This is a genomic window from Luteitalea pratensis, from assembly GCF_001618865.1.
Taxonomy (GTDB): domain Bacteria; phylum Acidobacteriota; class Vicinamibacteria; order Vicinamibacterales; family Vicinamibacteraceae; genus Luteitalea; species Luteitalea pratensis.
Map to the genome: position 1 here is coordinate 2,592,520 of NZ_CP015136.1, position 16,335 is coordinate 2,608,854.

At 68.7% G+C, this 16,335-nt stretch carries 15 protein-coding genes; 2 read left to right on the forward strand and 13 right to left on the reverse strand.

Annotated elements, in window-relative coordinates:
• Positions 1-42: 42 nt before the first annotated feature.
• From LuPra_RS10650 to LuPra_RS10700, 11 genes are all read right to left on the reverse strand, one after another.
• Positions 43-639, reverse strand: a complete 597-nt coding sequence (locus tag LuPra_RS10650) for a LamG domain-containing protein (RefSeq protein ID WP_234800826.1) — start codon at positions 637-639, stop codon at positions 43-45.
• Between the two features lie 169 nt (positions 640-808).
• Entirely contained in the window at positions 809-1,831 is a 1,023-nt protein-coding gene (locus LuPra_RS10655) for a Gfo/Idh/MocA family protein (RefSeq protein WP_110170713.1), read from the reverse strand.
• A gap of 200 nt (positions 1,832-2,031) precedes the next feature.
• The gene (gene cobA / locus LuPra_RS10660; protein WP_234800827.1) at positions 2,032-2,862 is read right to left on the reverse strand and encodes a uroporphyrinogen-III C-methyltransferase; all 831 of its coding nucleotides are present in this window, start codon (positions 2,860-2,862) and stop codon (positions 2,032-2,034) included.
• Positions 2,863-2,864: 2 nt separating this feature from the next.
• Positions 2,865-3,575 (reverse strand): precorrin-2 dehydrogenase/sirohydrochlorin ferrochelatase family protein, encoded by a 711-nt coding sequence (locus LuPra_RS10665; RefSeq protein ID WP_110170714.1) that lies wholly within the window; start codon positions 3,573-3,575, stop codon positions 2,865-2,867.
• A gap of 3 nt (positions 3,576-3,578) precedes the next feature.
• Positions 3,579-5,264 carry an NADPH-dependent assimilatory sulfite reductase hemoprotein subunit gene (locus LuPra_RS10670; RefSeq protein ID WP_110170715.1) on the reverse strand — a complete coding sequence of 562 codons (1,686 nt, stop codon included), beginning with the start codon at positions 5,262-5,264 and terminating at the stop codon, positions 3,579-3,581.
• Between the two features lie 9 nt (positions 5,265-5,273).
• A complete protein-coding gene (locus LuPra_RS10675; protein ID WP_110170716.1) occupies positions 5,274-6,554 on the reverse strand; it encodes a sulfate adenylyltransferase subunit 1 in 1,281 nt (426 codons plus the stop codon).
• 2 nt (positions 6,555-6,556) lie between these two features.
• The gene (gene cysD / locus LuPra_RS10680; RefSeq protein ID WP_234800828.1) at positions 6,557-7,450 is read right to left on the reverse strand and encodes a sulfate adenylyltransferase subunit CysD; all 894 of its coding nucleotides are present in this window, start codon (positions 7,448-7,450) and stop codon (positions 6,557-6,559) included.
• A complete protein-coding gene (locus LuPra_RS10685) occupies positions 7,447-8,148 on the reverse strand; it encodes a phosphoadenylyl-sulfate reductase (RefSeq protein WP_110170718.1) in 702 nt (233 codons plus the stop codon). The genes cysD and LuPra_RS10685 overlap by 4 nt, the downstream gene beginning before the upstream one ends.
• A 7-nt stretch (positions 8,149-8,155) precedes the next feature.
• Positions 8,156-9,010 (reverse strand): ABC transporter permease, encoded by an 855-nt coding sequence (locus LuPra_RS10690; protein ID WP_110170719.1) that lies wholly within the window; start codon positions 9,008-9,010, stop codon positions 8,156-8,158.
• 1 nt (position 9,011) lies between these two features.
• Positions 9,012-9,803, reverse strand: a complete 792-nt coding sequence (locus tag LuPra_RS10695) for an ABC transporter ATP-binding protein (RefSeq protein WP_110170720.1) — start codon at positions 9,801-9,803, stop codon at positions 9,012-9,014.
• Complete coding sequence (locus LuPra_RS10700; RefSeq protein ID WP_110170721.1) at positions 9,800-10,840, reverse strand: ABC transporter substrate-binding protein; 1,041 nt, start codon at positions 10,838-10,840, stop codon at positions 9,800-9,802. Before LuPra_RS10700 ends, LuPra_RS10695 begins: the two co-directional genes overlap by 4 nt.
• A gap of 362 nt (positions 10,841-11,202) precedes the next feature.
• On the opposite strand from LuPra_RS10700, the gene LuPra_RS10705 reads away from it, so the two are divergent.
• Positions 11,203-12,240 carry a D-cysteine desulfhydrase family protein gene (locus LuPra_RS10705; RefSeq protein WP_110174641.1) on the forward strand — a complete coding sequence of 346 codons (1,038 nt, stop codon included), beginning with the start codon at positions 11,203-11,205 and terminating at the stop codon, positions 12,238-12,240.
• A 224-nt stretch (positions 12,241-12,464) separates the two neighbouring features.
• On the opposite strand, the gene LuPra_RS10710 is transcribed toward LuPra_RS10705, so the two are convergent.
• Together LuPra_RS10710 and LuPra_RS34045 are read right to left on the reverse strand one after the other, a co-directional pair.
• Positions 12,465-14,189: an acido-empty-quinoprotein group A gene (locus LuPra_RS10710; RefSeq protein ID WP_110170722.1), complete on the reverse strand. Its 1,725-nt coding sequence runs from the start codon at positions 14,187-14,189 to the stop codon at positions 12,465-12,467.
• Positions 14,186-15,184: a c-type cytochrome gene (locus tag LuPra_RS34045; RefSeq protein WP_110170723.1), complete on the reverse strand. Its 999-nt coding sequence runs from the start codon at positions 15,182-15,184 to the stop codon at positions 14,186-14,188. The genes LuPra_RS10710 and LuPra_RS34045 overlap by 4 nt, the downstream gene beginning before the upstream one ends.
• Before the next feature lie 254 nt (positions 15,185-15,438).
• Between LuPra_RS34045 and LuPra_RS10725 the strand changes: the two genes are divergently transcribed.
• On the forward strand, positions 15,439-16,227 hold the full coding sequence (locus LuPra_RS10725) for a hypothetical protein (protein ID WP_234800829.1): 789 nt from the start codon (positions 15,439-15,441) through the stop codon (positions 16,225-16,227).
• Positions 16,228-16,335: the final 108 nt, after the last annotated feature.

Consider the following 16,335-nt stretch of genomic DNA (forward strand, 5'->3'; position numbering starts at 1 on the left):
CGTCGACCTTCAGGTCGACGCTCGGTTTTCGGTGTTCAGCCTTCAGCGTTGCCTGCGTATACCCGTGAACTCCGCCGGCGTCAGCGCGCGCCTGGTGAAGCGCGCGGAATGCACGGCGCCCTTGAAGTAGTCGACCAGCGTCACCCGCACGCCGACCGACGCGCGGCCCTTGCCCTGCGGCACGAGGACGATGGGGAACGCCAACTGCTGCACGCCGTTGACGTAGTTGCTGTACGTGGTGCCGTCGTAGACGGCCGCCACGTGGTACCACTCGCCGACAGCGTGCAGGGCTTCCTTGTTGATGAGCGCCTTCTCGTTGCCGTTGCTGTACGCGAACGCGTCCAGGAACCAGCGGTCGCCGGCGACCCGAATCTCGAACAGCATCCGGTTGTCGCTGCCATCCTCCTGCAGGTGGAACCAGCGCTGCGCGCGTGCGCCACCATCGGGCCGGAAGATCGCCTCCCACGTGAAGGTCGCCGCGCCGGCCAAAGGATGCGCGCCGACCAGCAGCGCGTCGTCGACGCCGTCGAACTCGACCGCCTTGCCGGGCGGCGAGTCGATCACGCGCGGGCTGCCCAGCACAGTGGTCGGATGCCCGCCAATCTGGTCGAGCCGATCAAAGGTCCAGGTCTCGGTCATGGGCGCGGGTTGACTGTCGGCTGAGAACGAAGGCCCAAGGCCGAGGGCCCAAGGCCGGCCACCGGCGCCGACCAGCATGCCGACCACGGCCGCCGCCACGCCGATGCCTGTGTGTAACCGCCGCCGCAGGCTCAAGACAGGCGGCCGCGTCGCGTGGACACTGTGGCGCTCAGACAGCTGGCAGGACATCGGCCATCCGGATGGGACGCTTCTCGGCCAGCGACCGGAGCGTGGCGGCGATCATCGCGGTGACGACGAGGCCATCGCGGCCGGTGCTCTCGGGCGCGACGCCCTGGCCGACACAGTCTACGAAATAGCGCAGCGGCTCGTACTGGTAGCCCCAGGCCTTGCCGTACCGCGTCACCGCGGTCGAGGAGAACGGCGTGTGGAACCGATCGGTGAACGCCCAGAGTGACGGCTCGTTCTTGACCTCGAGTCCGCCTCGATCGCCGTACACGGTGATGCGGTTGTCGACGACGTTGGTGAAACTGTCGGGGACGATCCACGACGTCTCGAACGTGGCGATCGCGCCGCCGTCGAACTCGACGATCGCCTGGATCGTGTCCCAGCAGTTGATGCCGCGGCGCTCGAGCACGCCGCGCGTGCCCTTGGCGTAGACCTCCACCGGCTCGCGCTGGAAGAGCCAGCGGATCAGGTCCATCGTGTGCGGGAAGAGGAACCATTCAGGGCCGGACTGGCTGCCCCACGAGAGCATCGACGTCGGGACGTGGATCGTGTCGCTGAGGCGGGCGTACGCCATGACCGGAGCGCCGAGATCGCCACGCTCGACGTACGCCTTCGCGCCCATGTACAGGGGGTGCCAGCGTGCGTGGAAGTCGACCATCAGCGATCGTCCTGCACGATCGGCGGCGTCCACCATCGCCTGTGCCTCGGCGACTGTCGTCGCGAGCGGCTTCTCGACCAGCACGTGCTTGCCCGCGGCGAGCATCGCGAGCACGGGGGCGGCATGCAGATGATCGGGCGTCGCCACCGTGACGGCATCGACGTCGCTCGCCGCGACGTCATCGACGCTCGTCGTCCAGGCGCAGCCGCACCGGTCGGCGAGGGCCTGCGCGCGCGCGGCGTCCTGATCGCAGATCACGGACAGCGTGCAGCCCGGATGATCCTTCAATGCCACCGCGTGGTTGCCACCCCACAGCCCGGCCCCCACGATTCCGACTCGCACCGCCATCCGTTGAACCTCCGACACGAGGGACGAGGCCGCCCGCGTGAGGCACGCAGTCTATCCGACGGTCACGTGTCGATGGGAATGGGCCGCGCTCCACCTCCGCCAAGGCTTCGGTGAGACAAGTCGGCGAGCCGGTGCAAGCGGGATTGGGCCGGGCTCGGAGAGCCGGCCCTACCGTCGAGGCGCGACCCTACCGTCGGAGATCACGCGCGGCGACGCGTGGCCGACGCTGCGCGCGTTGGTTCCACCTCGCGTGGGGCCAGCGCGGCGGCGACCTGCCAGGCGGGCTCGCCCGACTGCAGCGCCAGGACCGACTCGCGGACCGAGACCACGTCGCCGACGACGATCGTCGCGGGCGGACGGACGTCCTTCGTGCGCGCGAGGATGTTGCCGAGCGTCCCGATGGTCACGCGCTGCCCGTCCAAGGTGCCGCGCTCGATCACGGCGATGGGCGTGTCGACGCGACGCCCATGCGCAGTCAGCCTGGCGACGATGATGGGGAGCCGCTCGACGCCCATCAGGAACACCGCCGTCGGGATGCGCGCCGCCACGTGCCAGTCGACGGCGGGCCCGGCCGCGTCGTCGGCCTCGTGTGCGGCGAAGACGGCAAAGGCGGCCGAAATGCCGCGGTGGGTCACGGGAATGCCCGCGGTGCCGGGGACGCCAATCGACGACGTGACGCCCGGCACGACTTCGAATGCGACCCCCGCTTCGGCGAGCGCGAGCATTTCCTCACCACCGCGGCCGAAGACGAACGGGTCACCGCCTTTGAGCCGCACGACGACGCGGCCGGCGCGCGCGTGGCGGACCATCAGGTCGTGGATGCTCTCCTGGCGATCGTCGCCGGGCGCACCGGGTGCGCGGCCGCAGTAGATGCGCTCGGCGTCGCCGGGGGCATGCTCCAGCAGCGCGGGGTGCGTGAGCCGGTCATAGAGCACCACGTCGGCGCGCCGCAGCGCCTCGACGCCGCGCAGGGTGATCAGGTCCGGGGCCCCGGGCCCTGCACCGACGAGAACGACCTTGCCTTCACTCACGATCAGACTCCCTTGCAGGCCCGGCACACGTCGGGCCGTTCGTCGCGCACCACGCAGCGCGCGTGCGGGTCGTGCGGGGCGGCCGCCCGACGCAGGTACTCACGCATCGCCTCGTCGGCGCGTGGCTGCTGGCCGTTCGCCAGCAGGCCGGGGACGCAGCCTTCGAGGACGCCTTCCCAGAGATCCTGGCGGCGTTGATACGTGTCGATGTGCCGCTTGACCTCGGACCGCCAACTCCCGAGGTACTCGGCCAGGGCCGCGACCTCGGGTGTCAGCACCTCGTGCTGGACCTGGTCGCGAATCTGCTTGGCCAGCGCCGGGCTGCTGCCGGCGGTGGAGATCGCCACCTGGACCACCCCCTGCCTGGCCACGGCAGGCGCGATGAAGTTGCAGTGATCGAGATCGTCCACCGCATTGGCGACACGGTTGGCCTGATCGGCGAGCCGATAGATGCGCGCGTTCACCTCGCGGTCGTCGGTCGCCGCATACACCAGGAACTGCCCGTCGAGATCCTCTGCGACGAATTCTCTCTCGTGCCAGACGATGACCCGCGACTCGTGCCACGCGACCACGTCGGCGCCGACAGCCGGCGCCACCACCGTCACGAGCGCACCGGCCTCCACCAGTCCGCGCACCTTGCCGGTCGCGATCGGGCCGCCGCCGACCACGAGACACGGCCGGCCGTGCAGGTCCAGGTAGATCGGGTAGAACATCGCTTACGCCACCGGCTGCGGCTGCGACGCCGCGGTCGCCTCCGCGACGATCGCCTTGAGCGTGTCCAGGCCGAGACGGTCGCAGAAGTCGCCGAAGTCCTCCGCCTCCCGGCGCTGGTCGCGGTATCGCTCGAACAGCGGCTTCAGCGTCCGCGCGACCGATCCGAGCGGCACGAGGTCGAGGAACGGCCGCGCCAGGCGAGTACCGGCGACGTCGCCGCCGAGATACAGCATGTACTTGTCGAGCGAGCGTCCGACGAGTGCGACCTCGGCCACGTATGGGCGGGCACAGCCGTTGGGGCAACCGGTCATGCGGAACACAATCGGGTGACCCGGGAGGCCGACATCCTCGAGCACCTGATCGAGTTCGCCGAGCACCCGCGGCAGCACGCGTTCGGCCTCGCTGATGGCCAGGCCGCACGTGGGCATGGCCGGGCAGGCCAGGCTGTTGCGGCGCAGGCCGCTGATCCGGCCGACGGTCACGATGCCATGCGCATCGAGCACCGCTTCGACGGCTTCGCGGTCCGCCGATCGGATGCCCGAGAGCAGGATGTTCTGCTGCGCCGTCAGCTGGACCTCGCCGACAAAGCGGCTGACGACCTCGCGGATGCCGGTGCGGACGCGCTGATCGCCCACGTCCGCGATGCGGCCGCTGTCGATCGGCAGCCCCAGGCTCCACGCGTCGGGGCCGTGCTGGTTCCAGCCGAGGTGATCGTCGACGACGAAGGTGGGCATCTCCCGCGGCGGCTCGATCGGGAACGTGACGCGCGACTGCAGTTCCTGCCGGAACTTCTCGACGCCCCACTCGTGCAGCACGTACTTCAGGCGCGCGTGCTTGCGATCGGTACGGTCACCGAAATCGCGGTGTACCGTCACGATCGCCTTGATCACCTCGACCGCATGCCCGGGCGTAACGAACCCCACCATGTCCGCGAGGCGCGCAAACGTCGACTCCTTGTTGTGGGTGACGCCCATGCCGCCACCGGCGATCACGTTGAAGCCCGCCAGCGCGCCGTCTTCGTCGAACAACGCAATCAGTCCCGCGTCGTTCGTGAAGATGTCCATGCAGTTGTCGCCCGCAAACGCAATCGCGACCTTGAACTTGCGCGGCAGGTAGGTGGCGCCGTAGAGCGGGTCTTCCTCGTCGGCGACGATGGCCTGGCCGTCGACCCAGATCTGGTGGTAGGCCTTCGTCTTCGGCAATGTTTCCGCGCACAGCACGTCGGCAAACCGCTGCACCGCGAGCCGCTTCGGGTTGTCGGTCGGTGCCGGGCAGCACATCACGTTGCGGACGACGTCGCCGCAGGCGCCGAACGTCGTCACGAGGGCATGATTGAGCTCACGGATCGTGTCGCGCAGGTGTCCCTTGACGACGCCGTGGAACTGGATGCCCTGCCGCGTCGTGATGCGCAGCGTGCCGTTGCCGTGATGGGTCGCGATCTCGTCGTGCGCCAGGTATTGCGCTGCCGTCAGCCGCCCGCCGGGCAGCTTGCTGCGCACCATGAAGATGTACTCCCTGGCGGCGGCGCCCCGCTTGTCGCGGTTGGTCTGCTCGTAGGACCCGTGGAACTTGATGAGGAGCTTGCCCGCCTCGCTGAGGAAGGCATCCGAGCTGGCGAGGTCATCCGACAGGGGGCCTCGCAGTCCCTGACTCTCCGCCTTGACCTGCTCGTTGTTCAACTTGCTCATGGCCTGCTCCTACAGCTCCGTGGCGGCCGGACTGGCCGCGGGCGCGGCCACGAAGCCGACGCCTGCCGTGCTGCTGGTGTCCGTATCGATGATCACGAAGGCGCCGTTGGGCGGGTTGTCCGCGTAGGCGTCCGCGTGGATGGGCTCGCCGAGGCGCAACGACACTGTCGCGAGCTGGTTCAGCCGGAGTTCAGCCGGCCCTGGCGTGGTCACCTGCAGGGTCGTGACGTCGACGAGTCCCGAGATGGCCGTCACCTTGGCGCGCACGCGCCTGACGCCGTGCTGCAGCAGGTACACGCGATCGAGGCGCAGCGGCTGCTCGTCCAGCCAGCACAGGGTGGCATCGAAGGCCTGCCGTGCCACAGGCGCCGCGTCTGGCGGCGCCAGCACGCTGCCGCGGCCGACGTCGATGTCGTCGGTGAGGTCCAGGCTCACCGATTCGCCGGCTTCGGCGCGGGTGACGACACGGCCGTGGCGGGTCAGGCTGGCGATGCGGCTGCGTCGATCGCCCGGCTGCACGACCACGTCGTCGCCGACGGCGAAGGTCCCGCTGGTGATGCGGCCCGCGTAGGTGCGGATGTCGAGGGCGCCCTCGTGCCGCGGCCGCAGCACCCGCTGCACCTGCAACCGGCCCGGCAGGGCGCTGCGCTGGTGCGTGTCGGCGCCGTGGAGCACGTCGAGCAGTGTCGGGCCGTGGTACCAGCCGAGATGTGGCGACTTCCTGGTCACGTTCTCGCCGTGCAGCGACGACACCGGCAGGATGTGCAGCACCTGGTTGGCCGGCTGCACAGGCGCGGCCATCGCGCGGAAGGCCGCGGCAATGGCGTCGAAGCGCGCCTGCGAGTAGTCGACCAGGTCCATCTTGTTCACGCAGACGACGACGGTCGGGATGCGGAGCAGGGCGGAGATGAAGTAGTGCCGATGCGTCTGCTCGACGAGGCCGTTGCGCGCGTCGATCAGGATCACCGAGACGGCCGCCGTCGAGGCGCCCGTGACCATGTTGCGGGTGTACTCGACGTGGCCCGGCGTGTCCGCGATGATGAAGCGGCGCCGGGAGGTGGCGAAGTAGACGTGCGCGACGTCGATGGTGATGCCCTGCTCGCGTTCGGCGATCAGGCCATCGGTCAGCAGCGACAGGTCGAGGCCCTCGGCACCGCGCCGGCGGCTGGCCGCCTCGATCGCCTCGAGGCGATCCTTGGGCACCGATCCGGTTTCGTAGAGCAGGCGGCCGATCAACGTGCTCTTGCCATCGTCCACGGATCCGGCCGTGGCCAGGCGAAGCAGGTCCATTCCTAGAAATATCCTTCCCGTTTGCGCCGCTCCATCGCGGCCTCGGAGCGTTTGTCGTCGATGCGGGCGCCGCGCTCGGAGAGCTCCGACGAAGCAATCTCGGCGATGACCGCGTCGAGTGACACGGCGGCGGACGCGACGGCGGCCGTGCAGGTCATGTCGCCGACGGTGCGGAACCTGACCTGCGCCCGGTACGGCACTTCGTCGGGTCCCTTGTTGATGAACGGCGAGTCGGCCCACAGCAACCCGTCACGGTCGAAGACGTCGCGTTCGTGGGCGAAGTAGATGGACGGAATCTCGATGCCCTCGGCGCGGATGTATTCCCACACGTCGAGTTCCGTCCAGTTGGAGATGGGAAACACGCGCACGTGCTGGCCTGGCGAGATCCGCCCGTTCAGCATGTCGAACAACTCGGGGCGCTGGCGCCGTGCATCCCACTGCCCGAACTCGTCGCGCACCGAGAAGATGCGTTCCTTGGCCCGCGCCTTCTCCTCGTCGCGCCTGGCGCCGCCGATGCACGCGTCGAGATTGAGTTCCTCGATGGCGTCGAGAAGGGTCACCGTCTGAAGGACGTTGCGGCTCGCGTACCGGCCGCGTTCTTCCTGGACCCGGCCGCGGTCGAGCGAATCCTGCACGGAGCGGACGATGAGCTCGAGGCCGAGCGAGGCGGCGAGGTGATCGCGATAGACGATCGTCTCGGCGAAATTGTGGCCCGTGTCGACGTGCAGCAGCGGGAACGGCACCGGCGACGGCGCGAAGGCACGCACCGCCAGGTGCGTGATCACGATCGAGTCCTTGCCGCCAGAGAACAGGATCGCCGGTCGCTCGAATTGCGCCGCGGCCTCCCGCAGCACGTAGATGGCCTCGTCGGCCAGTTCGACGGGGAACGTGTTCACCGGTGCAGCCCGCATTCCTTTCCAGAAGACTCCCACCACCAGCGCCCGGCCCGCGCGTCCTCGCCCGGGGCGATCGCGCGGGTGCACGGCGCGCAGCCGATGCTGACGAAGCCCTGGCGGTGGAGGGGGTTGTCGGGGACCTCGTTGGCAGCCAGGTACGCGACGGTCGCGTCGAGCGACCAGTCGATCAGCGGGTTGACCTTCAGCAGCCCGTAGCCTTCGTCCCACTCGACGATCCGCATACCCTTGCGGTTCTGGGACTGCTCGCGACGAAGGCCGGTGATCCACGCGTCCACACCCTTCAGGGCACGCTGAAGTGGACGCACCTTGCGAAGCTCGCAGCACGCCTTCCGTTCCTCGATCGACTCACGGAAGCTGAAGAGCCCGCGCGCGCTCACGAAGGTCTCGAGCTCGGCGGTGTCTGGCACGAAGACTTCGATCGCGCGCCCGTATCTGGCACGGGTCGCGTCCATCAGTGCCAGGGTTTCCTCGAACAGCCGGCCCGTGTCCAGCGTGAAGATCCGGATCGGCAGGTCGTGACGCCAGATGGCGTCGGTGATCACCTGGTCCTCCTGTCCAAGCGAGGTGGAGAAGGCGACGCGGCCGGGGAAGCGCTCGGCCACGAGACGCAGGCGCCCTTCGAGGTCGAGCGTGTCGAGTGTGCCAGCGAGGGCCGTCAGGTCGTGCGGTGTCGGCATGGACGTGTCAGGCGCTCGTCGTCCCGAAGCCCCAACGCTCCGAGACCCGCCGTTCCAGCGGGGTGAACAGCAGGAAATTGAACGTGACGCCGATGAAGATGATGAGCGTCATCACGGCCATCACCTGCGCGGCATCGTTGAGGTCGCGCCCGGTCTGCAGCAGGTTGCCGAGCGAGAGCGAGAAGTAGAGCAGTTCGGCGGCCATCAGCGAGCGCCAGGCGAAGGCCCACCCCTGACGCAGGCCGCCGAGGATTGTCGGGAACGCCGCTGGCAGCACGACGTCGGTGTAGAGCCGCACGCCGGTCGAGCCGAGGTTGCGCGCCGCCTTCACGAAAATCGGTGACGTGTTGGCGATGCCGTCGCGGACGCCGAGCACGATCGAGAACAGCGACCCCATCACGACCACGAAGATGATGGCGCGCTCGTTGAGGCCGAACCACAGGATCGCGAGCGGCAGCCAGCACACGCTCGGCAGCGCCTGCAAGCCGACGATCAGGCTGCCGACCGTGTCGCTCAGGACCCTGAAGCGCACCAGCAGCGCACCGAGCACGACACCGCCGACCAGCGAGATGCCGTAGCCAAACACGAGCCGCAGCAGGCTGACGACCGCGCCGCGCACGAACAGGCCGCTGCGGATGCCGTCCGCGACTGCCTGGCTGACCTCGATTGGACCGGGCATCAGGTAATCGGGCCACGGGCCGTAGCGCGACACGAGTTCCCACACGACCAGCAGCGCCCCGAAGAACAACGCGCGCCGTGCGTGGACGCTGTGCCACGGTCGGGTCAGGCGAAGTGGACGCGCGGCCGCCTGCGGCACGTGCAGAGCCGCTGGTGCGGCAAGGGTCTGGGTTGGTATCTCCATATCAGGCCTCGAGGAGTGCATCGTCAGTGGCGGCATCCAGGGCGCGGCGCAGGACATGCATGATTTCGGACGCCTGCTGCATCACGGTGACGTCCTCCAGCGCGCGCGGCCGCGGCAGCGTGATGCGGAAGTCGCCCACGATCCGCCCGGGGCGCGGCGAGAGGACCAGTACGCGGTCCCCCAGCGCCACAGCCTCCCGGACGTTGTGGGTCACGAACACGACGGTCTTGCGGGTGGCGGCCCACAGCGACTCGAGCTCTTCGTGCAGGCGGTCGCGCGTGAGCGCGTCCAGGGCGCCGAAGGGTTCGTCCATGAGCAGCATCGAGGGATCGGTCGCCAGGGCCCGTGCAAGCGCGGCGCGCTGACGCATGCCGCCCGACAGCTGATGCACCCAGGCGTGCTCGAATCCCAGCAGGTGCACCTTCTCGATCCACTCCTGGGCGATCCGGTGCTGTTCCTCGCGCGAACGCGTCGACTGCCTGAGGCCGAATCGCACGTTGTCTTCGACCGAGAGCCACGGAAACAGCGCAGCATCCTGGAAGAGCAGCACCCGGTCGGGCGACGGCCCTGCCACCGGCACGTCGTCCACCGTGATCTGTCCGCTGGTGGGCTCCTCGAGACCCGCGACCAGTTGCAGCAACGTGGACTTGCCGCAGCCGCTGGCGCCAAGCAGGCAGACGAACTCGCCCGGCGCGACGTCGAGGTCAGTCGGGGCGAGCGCCTGGACGACGCGATCGCCGCTGACGTAGGTCTTGCCGACCCCGCGCAGGTGGAGGGCGCGTCCCGTGCTCACGGTTGGCCTCCCGCGGTCACGGCTGGCAAGCCCTTTTCGCGCAGGACTTCGTTCAGGGGGGCGAGGTCGTAGAGCGCACGCAGGTCCGGCGGGGCTTCGCCGAGGAAGCCGAGCTGGTGGGCATGGTCAGCCATCACCGCCAGGCTGGACGACAGCGGATCCCACGTGTAGTCGACGTTACGGAACGCCGCTTCGAGCACGCGCGCGGGCAGCGCTGCCGTGGTGATCCGGCCGATCTCGCGGTTGGCCAGGGTCTGCGCTTCCGCCGGGTGGGCCACGGTGAACTGGGTGGCTTCGACATGGGTGCGCAGGAACGCACGCACCAGGTCCGGATGCTGCTCCAAGAAGCGCGTGGCGACGATCACGTGGGCGGTGGCGAACCGCTCGCCCGGCCACTTCGAGCGCTCGTCGAACCACACCGTCGCGCCTGCCTCCTGGATGAGGCGCGTACACCACGGCTCGGCCAACCAGGCGCCGTCGATCTGGCCACGCTGGAAGGTGGTGAGGATGTCGGCCGGCTGCATCGGCACCACCGAGACCGTGCCGCCTTCGTCAGCGGTCTTCAGGCCGGCGCCGCGTGCCAGGAACCGCAGCGCGATGTCCTGCGTGCCGCCACGCTGGGGCGTCGCGATGTGCTTGCCCGCAAGGTCGGCTGGCGCCTTGATCGTGACGCCGGGCCGGACCACGAACAGCGCGCCACCGCTGGAGGCGCCGGCAATCACGCGCAGCGCTGCGCCGCGGCTCTTGACGAAACCGTTGAGGGCCGGACTCGGCCCGACCAGGGCGATGTCCACCTCGCCGGCCAGCAGGGCCTCGATCAACTGGGGGCCGGCGCTGAAGGCCTTCACGTTCAGCGTGTGTGGCGCGAGCGCCTTGCGGAGGCTGCCGTCACCGACCGCGATGAGGCCGGCCGCGTGCGTCAGGTTCGGCATGTAGGCCATCGACACGGTCAGCGCGCCGGCACCGCCGGAAGCGGGCGCGGTCCCGCATGCCATGGCGGCCAGCAGGCACGAACCGAGGAGCAGGCGGAGGATCACGCGACGTTGCCTCTTGCGATGTGGATGCGGTCACCCCGGAAGACGGCCGCAGAAACACGAAAGCCCGGAAGAACTGCTTCCGGGCCTTGGGCCGAAACCGAGTGGTTGGGTGTGTCAGTGCGGACAGACCTGAACGCAATCGGTACGAGGGGCGGAAGCTGCTGTCAAAACTGGACAACAACAAGCGCACACACGACGCCCCCGGCTGGTGCCTACAGAAGGAGTCATCGACCGCTGCATGCCTCCATCCTGAACTTCGCGGGCCGGAAGTTCAAGTGCTGACTCCTCTTATGACGCAGTCGACCAGGGGTGACCGCCCGCCGGGACGGCGATCCTCAGTCGCCTGACAGACAATGGCGCGCATGGATTTGTCCCGTTTTCCACGCCGCCGATACTCGGCCGGACCGACGCCCCTGGAACCCCTGCCGCGCTTCAGCGCGGCGCTCGCGGCCCAGTGTCCAGGCGGCCGCGGGCCCGAAGTGTGGGTCAAGCGGGACGATCAGCTGGGGTTGTTTCCGGGCGGCAACAAGACGCGCAAGCTCGAGTTCCTGGTCGCGGATGCCCTCGCCTCCGGCGCCGACACGCTCATCACGTGCGGCGCACCGCAGAGCAATCATTGCCGCATCACCCTCTCCTCGGCCGTCAAGGAAGGGCTCCACTGCCGTTTCGTCATCGAAGAGCGGGTGCCGCACAGCTTCCGGGAAGACGCCAGCGGCAACCACTTCCTGTTCCGGCTGATGGGCGTGGAGTCGTTGCGGGTCGTGCCGGCCGGCACGGACATGACCGCCGAAATGCAGCGCGAGGTCGACGCCCTTGCCAGTGAAGGACGACGCGGCTACGCCATTCCGGGGGGCGGTTCGAATGCGATCGGCGGCCTCGGCTACGTGAGTTGCGTGCAGGAACTGATGGCGCAGACCGCCGAGATGGGGGTCCGGTTCGACCAGGTGGTGGTCGGGTCCGGGAGCTCGGGGACGCACGGCGGCATGCTCGCCGGCGTGCTCGGCTTCAGCTGGGATGTGGTGCTCACCGGCATCGGGGTGAGCCGGGACCCGGACCTGCAGGTGCCACTCGTGCAGCAGGAGGCACAATGCGTGCACGACCTGCTCGGCACAGGCGTGACCGTTCCCGTCGAGGCGGTGCGGTGCGTGGGCGGGTACTGGCAGCCGAAGTACTCGGTACCCAACGCGCGGATGGTCGAGGCGGTGCAGATGCTGGCACGTACCGAGGGTGTGCTGCTCGATCCCGTCTACACCGGCAAGATCATGGCGGGCCTGATCGGCCTCGCACGCGACGGGCATTTCCGCGACGGCGAACGCGTGCTGTTCATGCACACCGGCGGCTTGCCGGGCATGTTCGCCTACCAACGGGAGTTGTTGGGGGAAGTCACGGTCGCGCCGTAGGTAGGGACGCCTCTCCGAGGCGTCCATCTCCGCGATTTCATCGACGTCCACGCCATGGACGCTGGGAAGGCCGAGGACATGGACCGCCCGGAGCCACAGGAAGGTCATGGACCGCTCGGAGAGCGGTCCCTACCAAACGTAGTCGTAGGCGTCGACCTTCAGGTCGACTCGTCGGTCAGCCGTGACTGCCGACCTGAAGGTCGGCAGCTACGAGTTGGTGTCGTCTACTCGTAGATCGCGAAGGCGTACAGCGTGTCGCCTGCCGCCACCAGGATGTGCTGGCGGCCGTCGAGCATGTACGTGACCGCCGCGTTGCTGATGCTGCCGATGCGGGAATGCCAGATCGGCGTCCCCGTCTCGGCGTCATAGGCGACGAAGTTGCCGCCCGCATCGCCCGCGAACACCAGCTTGCCGGCCGTCGTCAGCAGCCCGCCACCTCCGCCACCGCCGCCGAAGCCACCGCCGGCGCTCGGGTACGGCCGCCGCCAGACGATCTTGCCCGTCGTCGGATCGATCGCCGTCAGGTAGCTGCCGGTCGAGCCCACCGAGACCTCTTCCTTGCCGCCGAGGCCCATCGAACCCCGCGGATCCGGATCGGTCAGGTAGTAGATCGAGAAGCCGTTGCGCTCGGTCACGTAGAACAGCTTCGTGTCTGGCGAATAGGCTGGTGGCTCCCAGTTGATCGTGCCGCCGGAGGTCGGCGACGTCAGGGCGCCCGGAATCGTCGGGTCCTTGATCGGGTTACGGCGGACCGAGCCCTTCTTGTCCACCGACTTGGCCCAGTTGGTCGCCTCACCGTACTTCGTCGTGAGGATGTGCTCGCCCGTGACGCGGTCCACCGTAAAGAAATACCCGTTGCGTGCCGCCGTCGACACCAGCTTGCGTGGCTTGCCCTTGATCGTTGCCTCGAACAGGATCGGCGTCTGCGCCGAGTCCCAGTCGTGCATGTCGTGCGGCGACGTCTGGAACGCCCACGCCATCTTGCCCGTGTCGACGTTCACGGCAACCAGCGAACAGGTGTACAGGTTGTCGCCTTCGCCACGCCCCGCCGTGTAGGCCGGAATCGGGTTGCCGGTGCCGAAAATGTAGAGACGCGTCTCCGGGTCGTACACGCCGGGCAACCACGGGTGGCCGCCGCCGTACTTGGCCGACTGCAGGTTCGGCCACGTGTCGAGGCCCGGATCGCCCGCCTTCATCGGCACGGTGTAGAAGCGCCACTGCACCTCACCGGTCTCGGGATCGAAGGACTGGATGTAGCCGGGCGAGTCGATGTCGTTGCCGGTGCCGACGATGACGTGGTTGTCAATCACGATCGGCGCCATCGTCGAGAAGTACTGCTGGTCGAAGTCAGCGTGCTCCTTGTTCCAGCGTTCCTTGCCCGTCTTCGCGTCGAGCGACACGAAGAAGTTGTCGGGCGTGACGAAGTACAGGTAGTCCTTCCAGATGCCGACGCCGCGGTTGGCGATCGGCGTGCTGCCCTTGGTGCGCCAGAAGTAGTGCCACAACTCGCGGCCGTCGCGGGCGTCGAGCGCCCACGCGTTGTCGGGCGACGTGACGTACAGCACGCCGTTGACCATGAGTGGTGTGCCCTTGACGTTGGCGGGCACGGCCGGGAGGTTGTCAGGACCCCCGCCGCCCACGGTCACCGGCGGACCACCGCCGAAGCGGAACCGTCCACCGCCACCACCGCCGCCGTTGCCCGCGGTGACGCGTGCCGTCCAGGCGAGAGACAGGCGCTTCACGCTTGTGCGATCGACCTGCGTCAGGGCGCTGTAGCGCTTGCCGGTGTAGTCGCCGGAGTAGGTCGGCCAGTCCTCGCCGAGCGGCTTCTGGAGCCGCGCCGGGTCGAGCGAGGGCGCCGGCGCCGCGACCGGGGCAGGACCCTGGCCGGCGAGCGCGATCGGCAGGGCGAGCAGCGACAGCGTCAGCAACAGTGGCTTCGTTCTCATTTGAGCGTCACCAGGTAGGCCGTCACGTTGTGCATGTCGGCGTCGGTCAGGGCGCCGAGCAGAATGCGATGGCCCTCGAGGGGATCGGCGATCTCGATCTTCGGGGTGTCGCCGGCGCGGCGGAAGGTGCGCTGCGAGCCGTCGGCCTGCGCGATCGTCACGTTGAAGTCGTCGAGACGCAGCAGCGTCCCCTTGACGGCTTCGCCCGACGGGAGGGTCACCGTGGCCGTCGTCAGGGCGCGGGGCGCGCCGGCCGGGCGTGGCCCACCACCACCGCCGCGCGCGAGCGCGCGGCCACCAGAGACCCACAGGTTCTGAAGTGCCTTCGGCTGACCCGCCCGGGTCGCGATGCCCTTCAGGTCGCCGCTGGCCGAGTGGCACGTGGCGCACCGGGCGCCGAAATACGCTTCACCAGCCTTGGCGTCACCGACGACGATGTTGAGCTCGACCTCTTGCCCAGGAGGAGGATTGCCCTGGCCGCCGATCTTGGCCTGCAGGTCGTGCACGAACGCGATGACCGCCCGGATTTCAGGGTCAGGCAACGCCGTCGCGACCATCGTTGTCCCGGGCCGGCCGTTCTTGATCACCGGGAACATCAGTTCGCCGGCCTTGTCGTTGAGCGCGAGTTCCGAGCGGAGCAGGTTCGGTCCGCCGAGCTGGCCGCCGCGTGCATCGGCGCCGTGGCAGGGGCCGCAGGCCCCGGCAAACAGGCCCCGCCCTCGCTGGACGAGCTCGGGATCCTCTTTCGGCCGCTGCTGCGCCGGAAACCGCCCGCCGTCCTGGCCGCCGGGGCCCGCCGGACGCGGAGCCGGTGCCTGCGGGGTCGCCGGGGCCGGCTGTCCCGGAGGCGGTGGACCGCCATGCCCCTCGATCACCGGTGGTTGCGGCGGTGGCTGCGCCGGCGCCTGTTGCGGCCCCCCGCTCGTCGCGCGAACGGTGACCGAGAGGGCCACCCCGAGCGCCGCCGCGGCAAGCCATGCTGATCCAGCTCTCATGTGTGCGTCTCTCCCTGTGCCCGGGCAAGGCATGCGCGGGCTGACGTGATTATCGACGCTTGTACGACAAAAACGGGCCGGCTGTTTCGTCTCCGGCCGTCCCGGCCTGCCCGCTGACGCATGAAGAGGTCGGCAATCGCAGCCGCCTCGACGTCGCCAGTCCTCGCAAACGTGAATTTGCAGGCGATGGCTACCACGACGTTGGCCGTCGGGTAGGCCAGCACGAAGGCCCGCCCCCCGAGCGTGTCCCCACCATGATGGTAGATCCGCCGTCCCCTGCCGTCGGCGCCGATGCGCCAGCCGAGGCCGACGTTTACCGCTACGTCGAGGTCGAATCTGCCGCACTCCTGCCCAATCCCTGCGACTCCGCGCGTGCGAGCGGCTACGTTGCGATCGACACGATCACACGGGAGGCAGGTATGCGGAAGACGTTTGTACAGATGCTCCTCATGATTCCGGTGTTCGCGGCGTTGAACGGGGCGGCAGTCGCGCGCACCGTCCCTCGCCCGATGCTCCACGACGTGGCGAGGCCGGACGCCCTCGTCGACACACGGCTCGTTGACGTACGTTCCCCGCTCATTTTGGGACGGCCCGTTCATCTCGAGGAGGACTCGGACGACACGCCGAACACGACGCCGAACAAGAAGGCGTTGATCGGCAGTTGGGTGGAGACCGTCATCTTCCCGCCCGAGTTCGAGCGTCCACCGGTCCTGTCGCTCGCCAGCTATCACGAGGACCAGACCTTCACCCACAGTGACCAGGGCGGGGTCACCCTGGTGCCGCAGGAGGTCTACAGCTCTGGACGCGGCATCTGGAGGCACGTCGGAGGACGCGTGTTCGAGTACACGAGTCGGATGCTGATCTCGGACCTGAGTGGCAATCTCATTGGGCAGCTGAAGTTCCGGGGGACGTTCACGGTGTCCGAGTCCGGCAACGAATACGCCGGCACCACGGTCGCCCAGATTCTGGATGCGGCTGGGACCCCGCTGTTCGCGGTCGAGGTGACCAACACCGCGGAGCGCATCCGGTTCGACGAGCCCTGACGATGCGACGCTTACCGATGACGAACGGTAGGGCCGGCTCTCCTGGCCCAAGCGCGTCGCGCGAAGGTGGCCGAGCCGGTCCGGGAGCGATCGTCGGCCTCGGTCGCG

Excerpts from the sequence above, each read along its gene's own strand:
- LuPra_RS10650 (WP_234800826.1), bottom strand. The coding sequence starts at position 639 with ATGACCGAGACCTGGACCTTTGATCGGCTCGACCAGATTGGCGGGCAT.
- LuPra_RS10655 (WP_110170713.1), bottom strand. The coding sequence starts at position 1,831 with ATGGCGGTGCGAGTCGGAATCGTGGGGGCCGGGCTGTGGGGTGGCAAC.
- LuPra_RS10665 (WP_110170714.1), bottom strand. The coding sequence starts at position 3,575 with ATGTTCTACCCGATCTACCTGGACCTGCACGGCCGGCCGTGTCTCGTG.
- LuPra_RS10670 (WP_110170715.1), bottom strand. The coding sequence starts at position 5,264 with ATGAGCAAGTTGAACAACGAGCAGGTCAAGGCGGAGAGTCAGGGACTG.
- LuPra_RS10675 (WP_110170716.1), bottom strand. The coding sequence starts at position 6,554 with ATGGACCTGCTTCGCCTGGCCACGGCCGGATCCGTGGACGATGGCAAG.
- LuPra_RS10685 (WP_110170718.1), bottom strand. The coding sequence starts at position 8,148 with ATGCCGACACCGCACGACCTGACGGCCCTCGCTGGCACACTCGACACG.
- LuPra_RS10690 (WP_110170719.1), bottom strand. The coding sequence starts at position 9,010 with ATGGAGATACCAACCCAGACCCTTGCCGCACCAGCGGCTCTGCACGTG.
- LuPra_RS10705 (WP_110174641.1), top strand. The coding sequence starts at position 11,203 with ATGGATTTGTCCCGTTTTCCACGCCGCCGATACTCGGCCGGACCGACG.
- LuPra_RS10710 (WP_110170722.1), bottom strand. The coding sequence starts at position 14,189 with ATGAGAACGAAGCCACTGTTGCTGACGCTGTCGCTGCTCGCCCTGCCG.
- LuPra_RS34045 (WP_110170723.1), bottom strand. The coding sequence starts at position 15,184 with ATGAGAGCTGGATCAGCATGGCTTGCCGCGGCGGCGCTCGGGGTGGCC.
- LuPra_RS10725 (WP_234800829.1), top strand. The coding sequence starts at position 15,439 with ATGATGGTAGATCCGCCGTCCCCTGCCGTCGGCGCCGATGCGCCAGCC.